At 48.0% G+C, this 18,559-nt stretch carries 18 protein-coding genes, 9 tRNA genes and 1 rRNA gene; 25 read left to right on the forward strand and 3 right to left on the reverse strand.

Annotation, left to right across the window (positions count from 1 at the left end):
* The first annotated feature begins 21 nt into the window (after window positions 1-21).
* Both E4665_RS10695 and E4665_RS10700 read left to right on the forward strand, forming a co-directional pair.
* The gene (locus E4665_RS10695; RefSeq protein ID WP_135348794.1) at window positions 22-327 is read left to right on the forward strand and encodes a Dabb family protein; all 306 of its coding nucleotides are present in this window, start codon (window positions 22-24) and stop codon (window positions 325-327) included.
* 231 nt (window positions 328-558) lie between these two features.
* Window positions 559-1,455 carry a DUF1002 domain-containing protein gene (locus E4665_RS10700; RefSeq protein ID WP_135348811.1) on the forward strand — a complete coding sequence of 299 codons (897 nt, stop codon included), beginning with the start codon at window positions 559-561 and terminating at the stop codon, window positions 1,453-1,455.
* A 172-nt stretch (window positions 1,456-1,627) separates the two neighbouring features.
* Here the strand turns inward: E4665_RS10700 and E4665_RS10705 are convergent, their stop codons facing one another.
* Window positions 1,628-2,785, reverse strand: coding sequence for an MGDG synthase family glycosyltransferase (locus tag E4665_RS10705; RefSeq protein ID WP_135348795.1), 1,158 nt, complete (start codon window positions 2,783-2,785; stop codon window positions 1,628-1,630).
* A gap of 713 nt (window positions 2,786-3,498) precedes the next feature.
* On the opposite strand from E4665_RS10705, the gene E4665_RS10710 reads away from it, so the two are divergent.
* From E4665_RS10710 to E4665_RS10725, 4 genes are all read left to right on the forward strand, one after another.
* Entirely contained in the window at window positions 3,499-4,254 is a 756-nt protein-coding gene (locus E4665_RS10710; protein ID WP_241654807.1) for a polysaccharide deacetylase family protein, read from the forward strand.
* A 16-nt stretch (window positions 4,255-4,270) separates the two neighbouring features.
* Entirely contained in the window at window positions 4,271-5,017 is a 747-nt protein-coding gene (locus E4665_RS10715) for a DsbA family protein (protein WP_135348796.1), read from the forward strand.
* A gap of 95 nt (window positions 5,018-5,112) precedes the next feature.
* Window positions 5,113-6,048, forward strand: a complete 936-nt coding sequence (locus tag E4665_RS18685) for a peptidoglycan-binding protein (RefSeq protein WP_135348797.1) — start codon at window positions 5,113-5,115, stop codon at window positions 6,046-6,048.
* Between the two features lie 201 nt (window positions 6,049-6,249).
* Window positions 6,250-6,534, forward strand: coding sequence for a late competence development ComFB family protein (locus tag E4665_RS10725; protein ID WP_241654815.1), 285 nt, complete (start codon window positions 6,250-6,252; stop codon window positions 6,532-6,534).
* A 72-nt stretch (window positions 6,535-6,606) separates the two neighbouring features.
* Here E4665_RS10725 and E4665_RS10730 read toward each other — a convergent pair whose 3' ends face one another.
* Both E4665_RS10730 and E4665_RS10735 read right to left on the reverse strand, forming a co-directional pair.
* Complete coding sequence (locus E4665_RS10730) at window positions 6,607-6,846, reverse strand: indolepyruvate ferredoxin oxidoreductase subunit alpha (RefSeq protein WP_135348798.1); 240 nt, start codon at window positions 6,844-6,846, stop codon at window positions 6,607-6,609.
* Window positions 6,847-6,980: 134 nt separating this feature from the next.
* Window positions 6,981-7,595 carry a rhomboid family intramembrane serine protease gene (locus E4665_RS10735; protein ID WP_135348799.1) on the reverse strand — a complete coding sequence of 205 codons (615 nt, stop codon included), beginning with the start codon at window positions 7,593-7,595 and terminating at the stop codon, window positions 6,981-6,983.
* 171 nt (window positions 7,596-7,766) lie between these two features.
* Here E4665_RS10735 and acpS point away from each other — a divergent pair, with 171 nt between their 5' ends.
* From acpS to E4665_RS10835, 19 genes are all read left to right on the forward strand, one after another.
* Window positions 7,767-8,129 carry a holo-ACP synthase gene (acpS, locus tag E4665_RS10740; protein WP_135348800.1) on the forward strand — a complete coding sequence of 121 codons (363 nt, stop codon included), beginning with the start codon at window positions 7,767-7,769 and terminating at the stop codon, window positions 8,127-8,129.
* 55 nt (window positions 8,130-8,184) lie between these two features.
* A complete protein-coding gene (locus E4665_RS10745; RefSeq protein ID WP_135348801.1) occupies window positions 8,185-9,693 on the forward strand; it encodes an NAD(P)H-hydrate dehydratase in 1,509 nt (502 codons plus the stop codon).
* A gap of 50 nt (window positions 9,694-9,743) precedes the next feature.
* A complete protein-coding gene (locus E4665_RS10750) occupies window positions 9,744-10,751 on the forward strand; it encodes a LolA family protein (RefSeq protein WP_135348802.1) in 1,008 nt (335 codons plus the stop codon).
* Between the two features lie 499 nt (window positions 10,752-11,250).
* The gene (gene alr / locus E4665_RS10755) at window positions 11,251-12,438 is read left to right on the forward strand and encodes an alanine racemase (RefSeq protein ID WP_135348803.1); all 1,188 of its coding nucleotides are present in this window, start codon (window positions 11,251-11,253) and stop codon (window positions 12,436-12,438) included.
* 158 nt (window positions 12,439-12,596) lie between these two features.
* On the forward strand, window positions 12,597-12,875 hold the full coding sequence (locus E4665_RS10760) for a CopG family ribbon-helix-helix protein (protein ID WP_135348804.1): 279 nt from the start codon (window positions 12,597-12,599) through the stop codon (window positions 12,873-12,875).
* A gap of 4 nt (window positions 12,876-12,879) precedes the next feature.
* Window positions 12,880-13,230 (forward strand): type II toxin-antitoxin system PemK/MazF family toxin, encoded by a 351-nt coding sequence (locus tag E4665_RS10765; protein ID WP_100486022.1) that lies wholly within the window; start codon window positions 12,880-12,882, stop codon window positions 13,228-13,230.
* 283 nt (window positions 13,231-13,513) lie between these two features.
* Entirely contained in the window at window positions 13,514-14,293 is a 780-nt protein-coding gene (gene sigB, locus E4665_RS10770; protein WP_135348805.1) for an RNA polymerase sigma factor SigB, read from the forward strand.
* Window positions 14,294-14,431: 138 nt separating this feature from the next.
* Window positions 14,432-16,606, forward strand: coding sequence for a Tex family protein (locus E4665_RS10775; protein ID WP_135348806.1), 2,175 nt, complete (start codon window positions 14,432-14,434; stop codon window positions 16,604-16,606).
* 34 nt (window positions 16,607-16,640) lie between these two features.
* Window positions 16,641-17,120 (forward strand): SprT family protein, encoded by a 480-nt coding sequence (locus E4665_RS10780; RefSeq protein WP_135348807.1) that lies wholly within the window; start codon window positions 16,641-16,643, stop codon window positions 17,118-17,120.
* A 156-nt stretch (window positions 17,121-17,276) separates the two neighbouring features.
* Window positions 17,277-17,351 (forward strand) — tRNA-Asn (locus E4665_RS10785).
* A 1-nt stretch (window position 17,352) separates the two neighbouring features.
* Window positions 17,353-17,444 (forward strand) — tRNA-Ser (locus E4665_RS10790).
* Window positions 17,445-17,674: 230 nt separating this feature from the next.
* Window positions 17,675-17,746, forward strand: a tRNA-Lys gene (locus tag E4665_RS10800).
* A 7-nt stretch (window positions 17,747-17,753) separates the two neighbouring features.
* Window positions 17,754-17,838: transfer RNA gene (locus E4665_RS10805), tRNA-Leu, on the forward strand.
* Window positions 17,839-17,856: 18 nt separating this feature from the next.
* A tRNA-Leu gene (locus E4665_RS10810) sits at window positions 17,857-17,942 on the forward strand.
* Window positions 17,943-17,951: 9 nt separating this feature from the next.
* A tRNA-Arg gene (locus E4665_RS10815) sits at window positions 17,952-18,025 on the forward strand.
* A gap of 8 nt (window positions 18,026-18,033) precedes the next feature.
* Window positions 18,034-18,110 (forward strand) — tRNA-Pro (locus E4665_RS10820).
* A 9-nt stretch (window positions 18,111-18,119) separates the two neighbouring features.
* Window positions 18,120-18,190: transfer RNA gene (locus tag E4665_RS10825), tRNA-Gly, on the forward strand.
* A 12-nt stretch (window positions 18,191-18,202) separates the two neighbouring features.
* Window positions 18,203-18,279: transfer RNA gene (locus E4665_RS10830), tRNA-Ile, on the forward strand.
* Window positions 18,280-18,432: 153 nt separating this feature from the next.
* Window positions 18,433-18,559 (forward strand): 16S ribosomal RNA (locus E4665_RS10835); the annotation flags it as partial.

Genomic DNA, 18,559 nt, shown 5'->3' on the forward strand with positions numbered 1-18,559 from the left:
CGAGTGAAAAGAGGGTTTATGATGATCGAGCATATTGTTTTGTTTCAATTCGAGGACAGCACAACCGAGGCGCAAAAAGAAGAAGGGGCACGCAGGCTGCGCCACCTGATACATGAACTTCCGGGCATCATTGATATTCAGGCGGGGCAAAACTACTCAACGCGCAGCAAGGGTTATTCTATGGCACTGACAGTCCTCTTCCGTTCCAAAGAAGATCACGAGCGCTACACACCGTCTCCGGAACATCAGGCTGTCGTTTCTTACCTGAAGGAAATCGGTCTGATTGATTCGCTCGCTGTTGATTTCGAAACTTCTTCTGAAAAATAAGGTCCCTCTGTAAAAAGTTCGTTTTCGCGTGGTTTGATCACGGGAGGACGGATTTTTTTTCATTTACGCCATAGTGATGATACATGGCGGCGCTTGTTCAATCCTCATAGATAAATGACTGACGTGCACCTTTTTCCGAATACAGGCGAATAGAATGAAGTAACAATTTTGATGGGACGGTCCTGGCTTTACACCTGTGGATCGGATCCGGGAAGGAATTTAATGATGAAACTGAGGAAATTATGGCTGATTGCTTTTGCCATCGTTTTGGCGGTGAGCGGAATCGGCACGGAAAAAGCCTATGCCGACAGTGCACCGGGAGATGTGGTGGTGACACTGGGTGCAGATCTTACGCCGGCACAGCGGCAGTCGATGCTTAATGAGATGGACGTCAATCCGAAGACAGCGCAAATTATTGAAGTGACGAATAGTGAAGAACATAAATATCTGGACAACTATCTGTCTCAGTCTCAGATAGGGACCCGGGCGATCAGCTCCTCCAAGATCACCCTGGGTCAGAAGGGATCAGGTCTGCAGGCGAGCACAAACAACATCACCTATGTTACAAAAGACATGTACATTAATGCGCTGGCCACCGCGGGAGTTAAAGATGCCGATGTGTATGTCACGGCTCCGTTCCCTGTGTCCGGGACAGCCGCGCTGACCGGACTGATCAAGGCCTATGAAGCAAAGACAGGAACAGTCATTCCCGAGGCAAAGCAACAGGTAGCCAATGAAGAAGTCGTGACGACAGCCCAACTGGGGCAGCAGAACGGCATTGGCCAGACCAAGGCGGCCGAACTTGTGACAGCTATTAAAGATAATCTGGCGAAAAATGCACCTCAATCAAGAGCAGACGTGGAGAACGCTGTGCGCAGTGCTGCTCAGCAGGTTAACGTTCAGCTGAGCGACGCAGACATGCAGAAGTTGGTGGATCTTTTTGATAAAATGCGGACGATGAATATCGACTGGAGTCAGGTTGGTGATCAGCTGCAGCAGGTTAAAGATAAGATCAGCCAGCTGGCAAATTCGAGCCAGACCAGCGGATTCTTATCCCAGGTGTTTGCGGCCATAGGAAATTTCTTTAAGGCTATTTTCCAGGCGATCGGTTCGCTGTTTTCAAAATAATTGAGATGTCCCTGTGTCCGCATGGACATCTGGCGAAAGAGCACAGGGTTGTTTGCACCCCAAAAAAGAGCATCCTGAGTTTAGGATGCTCTCGTTTTTAGTCCTTTTTTTTGTTTCATTGGAAACAGTGAGCGCCTGATCTGTGCCTTGAAGAAGAAAAGAAAGGTATCGATCAAGCAAATTCGATGGCACGGGCCGCCGACAGGAACAACTCTGCCGCTTTCAACGCCCGTTCTGATGAGTGCCGCTGGCGGGAACTGAAAAGTTTCATGTTGCCGCGCATCGTATTCAATGACTGCGTGTTGCTGAGCAGATCACCCACGTTTTCAATAAGCTCCTGTTGTCCCGGAGCGGCCACGGCCAGCCCTGATGAAAGTAGGTACTGTGTATTGTCCGCCTCCTGGCCTCCAAGCGGTTTATAAATAATCATCGGCAGTTCGGAAGCGATCGCTTCCGAGATAGTCAGCCCGCCGGGTTTGGTCACGAGCAGATCAGAGACAGCCATCCACTCGTTCATGTTGTCGACATAACCTTCGACATGCACAGGATGGCGTGACGTTTTGCCAAACTTTGAAAAATCATTGTATGCTTTCTGGTTCTGCCCGCAGATCAGGACGACTCTGAAGTCAGTATCCATTTTATCCACGGCCCGAAGGATAGGGAGCGTATTCCTGAAAATGCCGCATCCTCCACCCAGCATCAGCAGTACTTTCTGATTTGCCGGAATATGGAGTTTCGCCCTCAGACTTCCGGCATTCGGCCGGAATGAGAAGCCGGACTGTATCGGAATGCCCGTCGTGATAATTTTCTGAGAGTCGACATTCATCTCAATCAGCTTGTCTCGTACTGCGTCTGAGCCGACGAGGTAACCATCGGTGCAGCTGTTGACCCAGCTGCTGTGAAAAGAATAATCGGTGATCAGGGTAAGAAACGGGGAAGACGTGAACCAGCCTTCCCGTTTGATCTGCGACATCATCACAGACGCGGCGGGGAAAGTGCTGATCACGAGATCCGGCCGTTCCTCATCCAATATTGTGATCAGGTGGTCAATGCCGAAACGGTTTATCGTCTTGAGTAATGACGCTGCGGCATTATTCTTCTGGGTTTTTTTATATATATAGTGATAAAGGGACGGGAAATGGGTCACTCCCGATAGAAAAGTATGCTTTTCAAGTGAGTCGAGTTTTGAAGGCATCAGTGATGTGACGTCAAGTACACGTGCTGTATATTTGGACGGATGATTGGCAAAGGCTTCTGAAAGTGCGTAAGCAGCCTGCTTATGGCCGCTGCCATAAGATCCTGTTAATATGAGCACTCTGGCAATATCCATCATCGATTCTCCTCTGATTGAAACTTTTTTCCACTTCAATGGCATATCCAATACACAGTTTATTATATATTCGTTATGAACGGAAGCAAGATGACGCGTTTCATTAAAGAATGTTATGGAAGCACGGTCACTAAAACCATTCAATCGGTTGTAAGCTTAAGTATAACAAGAGACCGCCCGGAATCAAAGTATTTTTAGATTATAAGTGGTGCGCGGTGAGTCGGTTCAACTTTACGGATATACTTCATTATTTCATCATCACATTTTTTTCGTTATAATAGCCTGTGAGATAAGATGGGCGGGTATGCCTGAAAAAGGACCGGGAAAATTTTCCGGCGTCAGGCGGGCTAATCAAACCGCCGTTTAAAATAATGGACAGCCTTTTTTAAAAGGTCAGAAAGTATAAATCTGGCCAATAAAACAGGGCCTTGGATGAGATTCAAAGCGGAGGTGCGAGACGCCTGCGGGACAGCGAGCCAAGGGAGACCCCACAGCGAGGGTACCGAGCGAGGAGGCTCACGGATCGCCCGCGGCAAGCGAGCAACCGAAGCGTTGATCCAACACTTCAATAACACAGGGTTAATGATTAGGGACCGGGCTCGCCCGGTTTTTCTTAAGTCAATCTCTACCTGTTGAACGGTATGTCCTCTTCGGTCATCTGACAGTCATATATTTCAGATTTTTTGAACATCCTGCAAAAGAGGTGAAAACGGATGATTCATGAACCTCATTTACTTCGGACAATACTGCTCATGATTGTCTCAGTTACTGCTTTCTATGGCATCATTCCGACATTGGTCATGCGTCCGATGTTTTTTCGCGGATGCAGGTCCGTGGATGGGAGAAAGGAACAAGTTTGCCTGACTTTTGACGACGGTCCGAATGCGATTTATACGATCAGGTTGCTGGAGCTTCTGAAAAAGTATCACGTGCGGGCCACCTTTTTCGTCGTCGGTGAACGTGCGGAAGAGAACGCCGGGCTGCTTAAAAGGATGGCTGCCGACGGTCACCTGATTGGCATTCATCATTACCGGCATCTGAGCAACTGGTTTCTGACCCCCTATGGAACACGAAAGCAATGTGAAAAGGCGGCGGACACAGTAGAAGCTATAACTGGCGCCCGCCCGGTCTACTACCGCCCCCCTTGGGGCCATATTAATCTGTTCCTCCCGCTCGAAGCGCATTCCTTTCGGGTCGTCCTCTGGTCCGCCATCCTGGGGGATTGGCGGATCAAACTTGGAAAGGAACGTCTGGAACAGAGGCTTTTTCATCATTTAAAGGACGGAGCAGTGATCTGCCTGCACGATGATGGAGAGAACCTGGGAGCGGATAATGACGCTCCGGAAAATACAATTGAAGCGCTTGAACAGATTCTGAAAAAGACCACCGGGCAATATCAGTTTGTGACTATTGATGAGATGTACCAGAACAGATCTGCCCGAGTCAGTTATAAACACTTAATACATTGAGAAGAAGAGGTGCGACATGTCCGGCAATAAAAGAAAAACCAGCCAAACAAATAACGACCGCGAAACGAGCAAAAGCCGTGGAAGAATTGTTATTTTCAGTTCGGCAATCATTATCCTGCTGATTGCTGCGATTGCCGTAATGATTTTCAGAGATCAGCAGAAAAATGAGGCTGTTCCGGTTAAAAAACCGGCAACGCACCGGACAGAACAGGTCACGCAAATCAATTATGACGGACAGCCATTTATCGGAAGCACAAACGCACCGGTGAAAATTGCAGAATTTGCCGATTACCGTTGTCCGTATTGCAAAGCCTTTGAAGAAAACATCATGCCTCAACTTGAAAGAGATTATATCAAAACAAATAAGGCGAATTTCTATTTTATTAATTACACAATACTGGGACCGGGATCGGTCCTCGCGGCTAATGCGTCTGAAGAAGTTTTTCACCAGAATCCCAAGGGGTTTTGGGCGTTCCATCAGGCGCTTTACAAAGCCCAGGGCAGTGAGCAGAAGGAATGGGTCACTAAGACACTGCTGACGGACATTGCCAGAAAGACTGTGCCGTCACTGGATGTGAAAGCATTTCAGAATTCGTTGGACACTGAGTCTCACAAACAGGCCATTGAAAGCGATAATGAAATGGCGGAGTCCTTGGACGTGCCGGGCACACCTGCTGTATTTGTCAATGGAAAATATATCGAAGGATCTCAAGACTATTCTGTTTTAAAACAGGCGATTGATCAGGCTTTGAAAAAGCAATAACAGGGTTGGCCTGTCCTGTCATGTGATTGTAAAGAATGGAACGGCTCCTACTGTCATAATAGTTAGAAAGACTAAACAGACAGGAGGAGACACCGATGTATTATGGAAACGCCATTGCGAAAAGCGCGGCAGTCGCCGCGACATTTACTTCGTCTTTTTTTCTACTGCCCCCGTACGCTGCAGCACATCTGACGAGCGACGACAGTTTACTCTATAAAGGTATGAGACACGAAGATATCAAAACGATTCAATCTATACTTAAAGCAACTGGGCAGTATCCGCTCACAAAGGAAACCGGTTATTTTGGAAGTGCGACTGAAACAGCTGTGAAACAATTTCAGAATCTGAACGGTATTCAGGCGGATGGCGTCGTCGGGATTCAGACGAAACAAGCGCTTATTTCAGCTACTCATCAGCAGATGGGTCTAATGTCGAATGGCTCCAGAGGCGAAAATGTCGAATATATTCAGTTTTATCTGCAAAAATTCGGTTTCTACAAAGGTGCCATTGACGGACTATTCGGCAATGAAACGGAGAATGCGGTGATCAGTCTTCAGCAGGATTCAAATATAGCTGTCGATGGAATTGTTGGCCCGGAGACGTGGAAGAGTGTTGAAAAACTGAGCGAGGGGCAGAAGCAGCCGAAGCCGAAGCCCAGGCAGAAGAAGAGCATTCAGGCCTCTTCAGAAGTTCAACAAAATCATGTGCCGAGACGTCCGGCCCACAAGCAGGTTGCCTCAGTAAAGGAATTTTTTGCGAACAGCACGGCTTACACCGCTCGATGCGCGGGCTGTTCCGGGACTACAGCGACAGGGATCAACTTGCTGAATAATCCGAGTGCCAAGGTGGTCGCTGTTGATCCTTCAGTGATCCCTCTTGGAACAAAGCTGTATGTTGAAGGTTATGGATATGCTGTAGCCGGTGATACGGGCGGAGCAATTAAAGGGAGAAAGATTGATGTTTTCTTCAGCGACAACGTGACTGCTCTGCAATGGGGCAGAAGGACTGTCAAGGTTAGGGTTCTGGAGTAACATCGGACATGAGAGCATTCAGGTATTTTTAGAATTTACAGATCAGGATGTCGGGTCGGGCGTTCTGCCAAAAGGCGGAGCATCCGATCCGTTTTGTATCGCTCAACTATTGAGCCTCCTTCACTTCTGTGCTACGATTCACTTGAAAACGTAAATTCTCTAAGATTAAAATTTTCTATTAGGTTAAGAGGGAAATCATTGATGATGCCTGTTCATAATATGATGGAAGATGCTGTTAGGGATCTTATTGACAAACAGTGGGACAACTTGTCGGTTTCGTGCCACTGCGATGAATGCAAGACTGATGTGTTTGCTCTGAGTCTGAACCGGCTGAATCCTCATTACGTCCGTCAGCAGTCGGGCAGTGCCTATGTGAAGGCAGATCTGATGACGGAACAGGCGAAAGCAACCCTTCTGACGGCGATTGTGGAGTGTGCGAAGGTCGTTTCAGCTTATCCGCATCATCATCGCAAAGATATAAAATAATGAAATGAGCCCATAATAAAGCCCCGCCGTATTATGACAGATACGGCGGGGCGGGTGTTTCGGAGTTTTTTATTATCTATTTTTGAAAAAATCCCTGTTGAGCTGAATATATTTCTGCTCATCATCTGGCACTTCATCTTCCGGATAGATTGCTTCAACCGGGCAGACAGCCTCGCAGGCACCGCAGTCAATACAAACGTCCGGGTCAATATACATCTGCTTTTCACCTTCAACAATGCAGTCGACCGGACATGTTTCAATACATTCGCCTGCTTTTTCATTTTCGCAGGCAGAAGTAATAACGAAAGCCATAGAAATATCTCCCTTCAAATAGATAGCAAGCACAATTTTTCCACTTAATTATGACCAATTTCAAGTGATAATTCAATCCCCGTTAAAGAAAACTTGCCGATAGTAATGTTACGAAAAAGACTCTGCTTGCGGAATCATCGGTTTGCTTTACCCGCAAACAGGATCGGACCAAGAATCAGCCCGGAAAGAAATCCCGTCAGGTGCCCCATAATATCAATACCTCCGCCAATAAAAGAATAGATCAGGCTGATGGCCACCATAACAAGAATAATCGTCTGATCCTGACGAGGGATCCATTCCCGGCGGAAAATAACAAGAAAAATGTAAATACCAAAGAGGCCGAATATGGCTCCGCTTGCCCCGTAACGATCCGGTGATTCAATAAAAGGCAGCAGGGCAGCCGCATTAGCGATAACGCCGGCTCCGAGGTACGCAAGAATGAAACGCCATTTTCCAAGCATCACTTCAAGAGCGGGCGCAAAAATAAGAATGGCGAACGCATTGAATAAAATATGTGCGAACGTCGTATGCAGGAAAACTGCGGTAATTAATTGCCACCAAGCACCCTGCATAATCGCGCTGTTCGAAGCCATCATGAATCGAACAACATCGTAGGCAAATACAGGCAAAAGCCCCCATGCCCCTGTAATATACAGCATTAGGAAAATGATAATATTGACTGTTAGAATCCCTGACGTCACAGGATAATCCTTCAGAAACTGTTTAAATGATTCGTTCCGGATAAACAAATCTTGTCCCCCTTGAAGCATGATCTTGATCTTAGTATAGGGTAAAATAAAAGGTAATGGTAGTTGAAATGACTATCGAAATCATCGCGGGTTAAAGTCCCGGATTTGAACGGACCGCGTTTTCTACATATTCGTCAGATCACATATTTTTTATAAGGGAAGCGGAGCGGAATGATTACAGGTATTGGTATTGACATTACAGAATTGGACCGGGTCGAAAAACATGTCGATGACGACGTGTTTATCCGGCGGGTTCTGACTCCGGAGGAACGCGAATGTTTCAGCTCACTTAGTCGGAAAAGAAAGGTGGAATTCCTTGCGGGCCGTTTTTCGGCGAAGGAAGCCTATGCCAAGGCAAGAGGAACAGGCATTGGAGCGGATGTCTCATTTCAAGATGTGACAGTGCTCAATGATCCGGAAGGCAGACCTTTTCTCAAAAAAACGGATATTCAGAATGAGAGAGTTCATCTTTCGATCACGCATACGGATCGGTCGGCTGCTGCGTTCTGTGTGATTGAAAGCTTGTCATGCTAGTCTGCATATTCATAAGCTTTGCCTCATATAGTTTACTACGCTGGGAGGGACTATTGTGCACGTCGTATCACGTGAAGAGATGCAGGCGATTGATCGTTACACCATCGGACAGATCGGACTGGGAGGGCCGCTGCTGATGGAAAATGCGGGACGGGCAGTTTATGACGAACTGGCCCCCAATTTAAAAAAAGGTGAAAAAATCTGTGTTGTGCTTGGCAAAGGCAACAACGGAGGGGATGGATTTGTTGCCGCGCGGATGCTGCTGGACAGTGGGGTCGATGAAGAAGTCTGGCTTTTGCCGGATCCTCTGGAAATCAAGGGGGACGCCGCGTACCACATGAACGCCTTTCTGAAGGCCGGCGGAAGGATCCGCACCATTCAGGAAGAACGGGAAGCATTCAGCCAGAGCATCGGAGAGGCGGATCTCGTCATTGACGCGCTGCTCGGCACAGGGTTTCAAGGGACACCCTATCCGGAGTGTCTTGAAGTGATTGATCAAATGAACCAGTCGAAAGCAACAGTTGTGTCAGTGGATCTGCCCAGCGGTGTTCCGGCCAATGGCGAATTTTTCTCGCATCACGCGGTTGCTGCCGATCTGACGCTGACGCTTGAATGCCCGAAACTCGCACAGTTTGTACAACCAGCCGCCCGCTGTTTCGGAGAGGTCCGGACGCTTTCCATTGGTATCCCGGAAGTTTCCGTGCAGCAGGCAGGAGTCCGGAGAAAAGTATGGCGGGAGGAAGACGTGCGGTGCACACTTCCGCACCGGGATCCTTTTTCTCACAAAGGATCACATGGGAAGGGGCTCTTGATTGCCGGATCGGAGCAGATGTCCGGAGCCGCTTTTTTTTCCGCAAGAGCGGCACTCCGTTCGGGCATCGGATTGCTCAGTCTGAGCGTTCCGGACGAGGTACGGCCCACCATCGCTTCCCATCTTCCGGAAACGATGTTTATGCCTCGGTCGGCACTCGATTTTCAGGGCCTGTCAGGAATCGCGATCGGTCCGGGCCTGGGCCGTGAACCGGAACAGGCTGATCTTGTCAGAAGGGTCCTTGAGTATGATAGCGTTCCCTGCGTGATTGACGCGGATGGAATCTATTATCTGAGCGGCATGACCGAATTGCTGAGAAAAAGAAAGAGCCCCATTGTTCTGACGCCCCATCCCGGCGAGATGGCACATCTTCTGGGCACTTCTGTCAGCGAAGTAGAAAAGAGCCGGTTTGACGTTTCAAAACAATTTGCGGAAAAGTTTGGCGTCTATCTTGTGCTGAAAGGCAGAAACACGATCATCACCGCGCCGGACGGCGGGCAGGTGGTGAACACCACAGGAAACGCCGCTCTGGCAAAGGGCGGCTCAGGAGATGTCCTGACAGGCATCCTGTTCGCTTTTCTCCTGCAGCACGGAAGGACATTGGATGCCGTATGCAATGCGGTCTATCTGCATGGAGCCCTTGCGGATGATCTGGTGAAAACCGGCCACTCGCAGCTGGACGTGCTGGCAACGGATCTGATCGAGCATATCCCTCCTGTTTTGCATCATCTTTATCAAAAAGCGACGTGCTAGTATAGAATCCCTCCTTTGTCACCGAATAGAGGCAAAGGGGTTGGCTATCAATGAAGAAATGGTCATTCGTATGGCTTTCGGCGGTTCTGATGATCATCGGTCTGTTATCGGGATGCGGCACAAAGTCGGAGAAAGATGTCGTCAAGGACCTGGGCAATAAAATTGAGAATCTGAACAGTTATCAGACGGACGCAACGATGACGTTTCAGCATAACGGTAAGAAACAGACCTATCAGGCGAACATCACTTTTAAGAAACCGTACTACTACAGAGTGGCTTTGTCTGACAGCAAGAAGGAAAACAAGCAGATGATCCTGCGCAATGCCGACGGCGTTTTTGTGCTCACGCCAGAATTGAATAAGAGCTACCAGTTCGAGAGTACTTGGCCCAACAACCGGAGCCAGGCCTATCTGTATCATTCGCTGAATCAGGATATACAGAATGACCCGAATCCCGGATTCAAGGTGAAGGATAATCAATATATCTTTGATACGAAGACAAATTACAATACGACTCAGCTTGCCAATCAGAGCATCACGTTGAATAAAAATCTGACACCTGACAGCGTCCAGGTGAAAGACAAGGATCAGAATGTTATTGTGACGGTGAAGTTCAGCCACTTCAGGATCAATCCGACGCTCGACAATAAAACTTTTGATGTCAAGCAGAATATGACCGCCGCGCGAATCAGCGGTACCCAGACAACCACGGCAAATAATGCTGTGTTTAAGGTCCAGTATCCGACAGCCGACATTTCCGGGACGAAACTCGCGCAAATGAAGCCTGAAGTCACTCAGGCAGGTGAAAAATATGTGCTGAAATACAGCGGAAAAAAACCGTTCACTCTGATTGAGTCCAAAAGCGCGACTTCTCTTTCTGTCGTGCCAACCCTGGCCACAGGGGATCCGGCTAATCTCGGGTTCGCCATCGGATCGGTAAGCAACAATACCCTTTCCTGGTCGAATGGGGGCACGGATTACTACCTCGCTTCAGAGAAACTGACACAGGACGAACTGATCACGGTAGCGCAGTCGGTCAACGGCATTGTTGTCAAATAACAGAGTGATTGATTAAGGCGGCCCCGTACAGGCCGCTTTTTTGCATTCAGGGAATTTAGATTGAAGGTGAAAGTTCGAATTCAACCTAATTGAGCGAAAGTTCAACCCAATTAGGGAAAAGTTCAACCGAATCACATCAAAGTTCAACCCAATTTAAGAAGTTCCACACAAATGATAGAACTTTAACATAACTTAGAGTTCAAAGTTAATGATCATAGACATCATTCACTGCTTCACAGTACGTGGCTATTCCGCAATAGCTAAACCAAAAATTAATCGAACACAATGAACCTGATTCCTTTTTTTTGAAAGAGTCAGTTTTGAAAAAGAAGCGTATCCTCTTGATTTTTTCTATTTATGGTCTGGCCGGGCGGCTTTCGTTTTCCGCTAAATAGTGATTAAATAGAAAAAGAAATCTTTGTCGAATGTAAAAGCGGGCACTATTTCAGTACCCGTTCTAAGGCAATCCATATTATTAATTAAAGGTCGGGACTGAACAATGGGAACATCTTTTTATAGAGAAACATGGGCGGATATTGATCTGGACGCGGTCGCATACAATGTGTCAAATATGAAAAAAAGAATTCCTGAAGAAACGGCGCTCATGGCTGTTGTCAAGGCCAACGGGTACGGACATGGAGCCTTTCAGGTCGCGCAAACCGCGCTGGTGAGCGGTGCTGAATGGCTGGCTGTGGCACTCTTTGATGAGGCGCTTGCGCTCCGGGAAAAAGGAATCGAGGCGCCGATCCTTGTCTTATCTCCAATTCCGCCTGAAAACGCAGGCCTTGCGGCGAAATATCATATTTCCCTGACAGTTTTTCAAAAAGACTGGATCAAAGCCGCAAGGGTTGCCGATCAAGTTAAGGAGCCTGTTTTTCTGCACATCGCCTGTGACACAGGCATGGGTCGGATTGGTATCCGCAGCTTTGAAGAAGCGAAAGACCTCTCTGAAGAAATTAAAAAAGACCCGCGCTTTGTCGTGGAGGGGCTGTTCACGCACTTTGCGACCGCCGATCAGAATGATGAAGCTTATTTTAATGAACAATATAATCGTTTTGAAACGATGATCGATTGGATCCACGATCTTGGGATCCGGCCGCCGGTCATCCACTGTGGAAACAGCGCGGCGACACTGAAATATCCGGCGGAGAACCGGCATCTTTTCAATATGGTACGTTATGGTATTGCCATGTACGGTTTATCCCCGTCAACGGAAATGGCCAACAAGCTGCCGTTCCCGTTGAAAAAGGTGCTTTCTCTGCACAGCAGGCTCGCCAATGTTAAACAGGTAGAGGCCGGCTCATCGATCGGTTATGGAGCAACATACCATGCGTCAGCAGATGAATGGATCGGTACGGTGCCGATCGGATACGCTGACGGGTGGCTGCGTGCTTTGTCCGGATCGGATGTTCTTGTCGGCGGGGAAAGATGCCGGATTGTCGGCCGGATCTGTATGGATCAGTTCATGTGCCTCCTGCCTCATGAATTCCCTGTAGGGGCGGAAGTCACCTTGATAGGGAAAGATGGTGACGATGAAATTACGGCAGATGATCTGGCACGGAAGCTGAATACCATTAATTATGAAGTGACCTGCACGATCCACCCGCGTGTCCCAAGGGTTTACTGGAAGAACGGTGCAAGAACTGAAACGGTGAATTCCGTACTTTCAGGGGATGTTCAGAGGTAATTCCTACCATTATTCAACAAAAATAGCACTATTTTTAGTCAGAGGCATAAAAATACTCATTTTTTGCCGAAAATAGCTTTGAAAAACTATTTTTAAATGATACTATATTTCTTAGATAAAAAAAGAATTATTCTGACTAAAGTGGTGGGGGTGCAAGCGTGCCGGAGTCTAATTTTAAAGAAATCATGCTCAGTTTGCCGCAGCATTTGTTGAATGAAATCGATGGGATTGCCAGTCGTGACAAAGTGAACCGCAGTGAATTTCTCCATCGCGCGATCAGAATGTATTTGCGTGAGCGAAATAAAGGTTATGTCCGTGAAATCATGCGTCAGGGTTACATGGAGATGGCTAAAATAAATTTAAACATTGCTTCTGAGGCTTTCCTTGCTGAAGAGGAGGCAGAGGTCACTCTGGAACGCTCCGTTAGCGGGGTGTGATGGTGTGATTGTAAAGCGCGGCGATGTTTACTTTGCTGATCTCTCTCCTGTAGTGGGGTCGGAACAGGGTGGTGTCCGCCCGGTTCTTATTATTCAGAATGACATTGGCAATCGCTTCAGCCCGACCGTTGTAGTCGCGGCGATTACTGCACAGATTCAGAAGGCGAAATTGCCAACCCATGTGGAGATTGATGCAAAGCGATATGGTTTCGACCGGGATTCGGTCATTTTGCTTGAGCAGATCCGAACGATCGATAAGCAGAGACTGACGGATAAAATCACTCATCTGGATGAAGAAATGATGAATAGAGTCAACAAGGCCATTCAGATCAGTCTCAGCCTTGTCGATTTTTGATTGGATTTGCCAGGTGAACCAGCAGGCGTAAATTGAAAAAAAAGTGATCATACAGTAGAAAGATGCGGATCCAGTTGCGGATGGGCGTCTTTTTATTTTTTTATGCCTATTTCGCACCTTAAAGTTTGCCAATGGAGCGCTCTCATGAAATAATAAGGTAAGCTATTAATTTGCAGAATATTGTAGAAATAAAAAGATGGGTGCCTGATAATATCTGAAGATCCTGATCAGCTGTCATTGAAAAAAAGAATCAAGCTCTAATAATGAGACGGGGTGGAGCGTCGTGCAAACAAAGTCCCGACTGAAGTCAAACGAGATTTGCCAGCTCATCGCGGCCTATCAGAAAAGCCCTGATGACGAAGTGCTGCAGATCAAACTCATTGATCATTACGAGAACCTGGTCGACTCGCTTTCCGGAAAATTTGCCGTGAACCGGGAAGCACGTGAAGATCTTTTCCAGGTAGGGATGATCGGACTGATTTCTGCACTGAAAAGGTATGATTACTCCTATGGGCACAGTTTTGAATCGTTTGCGGTGCCTACGATTATTGGTGAAATCAAACGGTACATCCGGGATAAAACCTGGAGCGTTCATGTTCCCCGTCGTATTAAAGAGCTTGCCCCGAAAATTAGGCGGGCATCTGAAGAACTGACGGCCAGCCTTCAGCGGTCGCCGAGTATTGATGAAATTGCGAAAGTGGTCGGTGAAAGTGAAGAAAGTGTCCTGGAAACTCTCGAAATGGTGCGCAGCTACCGTGCCCTTTCCGTTGATTCACAGATTGATTCGGATTCGGATCGGGGCGCTTTGACACTGCTTGACACTTTTGGCTTCCATGATCAGGGATATGAGCAGGTGCACGAGAAAATGCTCCTTGAGAGCGGATTTAAGAAACTTTCCAAACGGGAGAAAGAAGTCCTTCTCTTTACTTATTTTGATAATCTCAGCCAGAAAGAAGCCGGTGAACGTCTCGGCATCTCGCAGATGCACGCGTCACGGATTCAGCGTAAGGCGCTCCAGAAGCTGCGCGAAGCTCTGCCGGCGGATGATGAAGAACCAGGCTGAGAAGTTTGATTTCCAGTTCACTATAATTGATGGCTCAAGCCAGCCTGCTTCGGCAGCCCGGCTTTTTTTAATACAATCAACCGCTTCTGGGACTATGGCCGATCGTTCTGTTATTATAGAGGGCGGGGGGAGAATGAAATGAGTGATGTATTTTTACATATAGCAAAAGAGACAGGCATCGGCGCGAGGCAGGTAGAACGGGTTATCCGTTTGCTGGAAAAAGACAACACGATCCCGTTTGTTGCTCGGTACCGCAAAGAAATGACAGGCGGACTTGATGAGGTTCAGATCGGAGCAATCAACGATGCCTATACATATAGCTGTCAGCTCGGAAAGCGCAAAGATGAAGTGCTGAAACGGATTGATGAGCAGGGCAAACTGGATGAATCTTTGAAAAAAAAGATTCAGAATGCAGAGAAACTGCAGGATGTTGAGGACCTGTATCTTCCGTTCAGACAAAAGAGAAGAACGCGGGCGGCTGTCGCGCGGGAAAAAGGGCTCGAACCGTTGGCTGACTGGCTGATGAAGCTGCCTGTGGCATCTGTATCCGGGGAGGCCGCCCAATATATTTCCGCCGAAAAAGGAGTGGGTTCTGTTGAAGATGCCATTCAGGGCGCGCAGGATATCATTGCGGAACGGGTCGCGGACATCGCCGAGCTGAGGGCGCTGGCCCGCCGCGAGACATTCGGCAAAGCCGTTTTACAGGTAAAGGCAGGAAAAAACAAAAGTCTGGACGAAAAAAAGATTTATGAAATGTATTATGACTATCAGGAACCTGTAAAAAGAATCGCGCCTCACCGGATTCTCGCATTGAACCGCGGTGAAAAAGAGGAGATTCTCAAAATTTCTGTCACTTCTCCGGATGAAAAAATTCTGCCTGCGATAAAGCAATTCCTTTCAAGAGGACGGCGCACGTCCGCTCTGGAAATACTGAATGCCGGTGCGGAGGACGCCTATAAGCGGCTGATTGCCCCGGCAATTGAACGCGAGCTGCGGCAGGCGCTGACTGAGAAGGCGGAAAAACAAGCCATCCATATTTTTTCTGAAAATCTTCGCGGACTTCTTCTCCAGCCCCCGATGAAAGCTAAAACGGTGCTTGGCGTTGATCCCGCGTATCGGACTGGTTGCAAGCTTGCCGTTGTTGATCCGACAGGCAGAGTGCTGGAGATTGGCCTGATCTTTCCGACGCCTCCAAAATCGGATATTGCCGCGGCACGAAAAACCGTATTATCATTAATTAATAAATATGATATAGACATGATTGCGATCGGAAACGGAACAGCATCACGTGAGACGGAAGCGTTCATTTCGGACACAATAAAAGAAGTCACGGAAAGGGCAGTCTTTTATGTGATCGTCAATGAAGCCGGAGCCAGTGTTTATTCTGCGTCGGCACTGGCAAGAGAAGAATTTCCGGATTTCCACGTCGAGGAACGGAGCGCCGTTTCGATTGCGAGAAGACTTCAGGATCCGCTTGCCGAACTGGTAAAAGTGGATCCCAAATCAGTAGGTGTGGGAGAATACCAGCACGATGTATCTCAACGTGAACTCGAAGCGTCACTTGGGTTTGTCGTTGAGACAGTAGTGAACAGAGTGGGCGTAAACGCGAATACTGCGTCACCCGAACTGCTTCAGTATGTGGCCGGGCTGTCGAAAACAGCTGCCCGGAACCTTGTCGCCGAACGAAACAAACGTGGAAAATTTGAAAACAGGAAGCAGCTGAAAGACGTGCCGCGGCTCGGGCCCCGTGCTTTTGAGCAGTGCGCAGGGTTTCTGAGGATTGAAGGTGGCAGCGAACCTCTTGATAATACGCCGATCCATCCCGAAAGCTATTCTGTGACAAAGAAATTGCTGCTCAAAGCTGGCTGCGGGGAATCGGATCTTGGCACGGATACGCTGAAGAAGAAACTCGGATTGCTGGATATCAGCGGAACAGCCGCCGAATTGTCGGTCGGCGAACCGACGCTGTTTGATATAGTCGAAGCACTGAATCGTCCTGGACGCGATCCGCGGGACGATGTCAAAAAGCCGCTGCTGAAAAAAGATGTGCTGAAGTTCGAGGATCTCCGTGAGGGAATGAAACTGGAGGGCACTGTGCGCAATGTGGTTGATTTTGGCGCATTCGTCGATATTGGTGTCAAGCAGGATGGGCTCGTTCATATTTCCAGACTGTCCGGGCACTTTGTCAGGCATCCGCTTGATGTGGTCCGGGTCGGTCAGATTGTTACGGTCTGGGTAGATCATGTGGATCAGGATAAAGGCAGAATTTCACTTACAATGATTGACCCTGTGAATCAGGCAAAAACCGTGTAAACGGGGCGCAGCCTGAAAAATGAAGGAGAAGACAATGACAGAAGATGAGCTCCAGACTTTGGTTCAGAATATATCATTAAAATATTTCCATCTTCCGTTCAGGCACCTGGCCAAATTTAATTCGCGTCTCAGGACGACGGGCGGCCGCTATTTACTGGGCAGCCACAATCTTGAATTCAATGAACTTCAGCTGCGGCATTTCGGCATGGACGCTTTTGTCGGGATCATTAAACACGAGCTCTGCCATTACCACCTTCATCTTTCCGGATCCGGATTCCGTCATCGGGATCCGGATTTCAGGAAATTGCTTCAAAGTGTCGGAGGATCCCGATATTGCGGGACGATACCTGGCACAATGAATTTGTCCGGGCTTCGCTATCATTATCGGTGTACAAAATGCGGGCTGCCGATTATCAGAAAGAGGCGTCTGGACACACGCAGATATGTCTGCGCCAAGTGCGGCGGAAGAATTCGGTTAATAAAGAAAGAACGCAGAGAACAAAATAAAAAATGAATAAGAAAAAAAGGGTTGACGCCCACTTTGTTTTTGTGTTAAATTATTAAGGTCGTCAAATGGACAAGACATGATTCTTATGTCTCGTGTCCTCTTGACAAGTGGGTAGTGGAAGAGTAAAATATCCCTTGACTTTGTTGTGGAAAGGCCACTTATTCCACAGTAGCTCAGCGGCAGAGCAATCGGCTGTTAACCGATTGGTCGTAGGTTCGAACCCTACCTGTGGAGCCATGGAGAAGTACCCAAGCCGGCTGAAGGGGCTCCCCTGCTAAGGGAGTAGACGGTGTGAATCGTGCGAGGGTTCGAATCCCTCCTTCTCCGCCATTTTATTTTTTGTGGCCCGTTTGTCGAGCGGTTATGACACTGCCTTAATCGGCAGGCCGCGGGTTCGAATCCCGCACAGGTCACCTTGAAAGTACGGGTGTCGCACGGATATGCGATTTCCGGTGAAATAATGGGCAATGTGTATACATAGCTCTTTTTAATGTCGGCAGTTCGGAAAAATGATTTTTGAATTGAAATTATTGATTCTGAACTGGCTGGGTTATCCACATGAGCCGCTAGCTCAGGGGTAGAGCATCTGACTTTTAATCAGAGGGTCGAGGGTTCAAATCCCTCGCGGCTCATTTTTAAGCGGGTGTGGCGGAATTGGCAGACGCGCTAGATTTAGGATCTAGTGTTTTGCGACGTGGGGGTTCGAGTCCCTTCACCCGCACCACATTCAATTTAATATTATGCGGTCGTGGCGGAATGGCAGACGCGCTAGCTTGAGGGGCTAGTGGAGGCAACTTCGTGGAGGTTCGAGTCCTCTCGACCGCACCATTTTATTATGCGCCATTAGCTCAATTGGATAGAGCGTCTGACTACGGATCAGAAGGTTGGGGATTCGACTTCCTCATGGCGCATGGTTTATCGGGAAGTGGCTCAGCTTGGTAGAGCATCTGGTTTGGGACCAGAGGGTCGCAGGTTCAAATCCTGTCTTCCCGACCATTTCATCGTGCGGGTGTAGTTTAGTGGTAAAACAAGAGCCTTCCAAGCTCTGGTCGTGGGTCCGATTCCCATCACCCGCTTTTTTAATAAATGGGCCTGTAGCTCAGCTGGTTAGAGCGCACGCCTGATAAGCGTGAGGTCGGTGGTTCAAGTCCACTCAGGCCCACCATTTATTTAAAAATTATAATCAGGAATGTTCCTTGAAAACTGAACAAAAGCCAAGCGTGATATAAAGGGTAAACCCCTTATGTCAATTCAATTTTGCTGAGGATCGAATGAACGAAGAAGAAACAAACGGAAGCTGCGGTTTCCGATGCACTATTTTTTGGAGAGTTTGATCCTGGCTCAGGACGAACGCTGGCGGCGTGCCTAATACATGCAAGTCGAGCGCACAGAAGGGAGCTTGCTCCCGGAAGTGAGCGGCGGATGGGTGAGTAACACGTGGGCAA

Origin of the sequence: Sporolactobacillus shoreae (assembly GCF_004684935.1) — a bacterium.
Lineage (GTDB): Bacteria > Bacillota > Bacilli > Bacillales > Sporolactobacillaceae > Sporolactobacillus > Sporolactobacillus shoreae.

Excerpts from the sequence above, each read along its gene's own strand:
- E4665_RS10775 (WP_135348806.1), top strand. The coding sequence starts at position 14,432 with ATGAGTGATGTATTTTTACATATAGCAAAAGAGACAGGCATCGGCGCG.
- E4665_RS10710 (WP_241654807.1), top strand. The coding sequence starts at position 3,499 with ATGATTCATGAACCTCATTTACTTCGGACAATACTGCTCATGATTGTC.
- acpS (WP_135348800.1), top strand. The coding sequence starts at position 7,767 with ATGATTACAGGTATTGGTATTGACATTACAGAATTGGACCGGGTCGAA.
- alr (WP_135348803.1), top strand. The coding sequence starts at position 11,251 with ATGGGAACATCTTTTTATAGAGAAACATGGGCGGATATTGATCTGGAC.
- E4665_RS10715 (WP_135348796.1), top strand. The coding sequence starts at position 4,271 with ATGTCCGGCAATAAAAGAAAAACCAGCCAAACAAATAACGACCGCGAA.
- E4665_RS10725 (WP_241654815.1), top strand. The coding sequence starts at position 6,250 with ATGATGCCTGTTCATAATATGATGGAAGATGCTGTTAGGGATCTTATT.
- E4665_RS10750 (WP_135348802.1), top strand. The coding sequence starts at position 9,744 with ATGAAGAAATGGTCATTCGTATGGCTTTCGGCGGTTCTGATGATCATC.
- E4665_RS10705 (WP_135348795.1), bottom strand. The coding sequence starts at position 2,785 with ATGGATATTGCCAGAGTGCTCATATTAACAGGATCTTATGGCAGCGGC.
- E4665_RS10730 (WP_135348798.1), bottom strand. The coding sequence starts at position 6,846 with ATGGCTTTCGTTATTACTTCTGCCTGCGAAAATGAAAAAGCAGGCGAA.
- E4665_RS10780 (WP_135348807.1), top strand. The coding sequence starts at position 16,641 with ATGACAGAAGATGAGCTCCAGACTTTGGTTCAGAATATATCATTAAAA.
- E4665_RS18685 (WP_135348797.1), top strand. The coding sequence starts at position 5,113 with ATGTATTATGGAAACGCCATTGCGAAAAGCGCGGCAGTCGCCGCGACA.
- E4665_RS10695 (WP_135348794.1), top strand. The coding sequence starts at position 22 with ATGATCGAGCATATTGTTTTGTTTCAATTCGAGGACAGCACAACCGAG.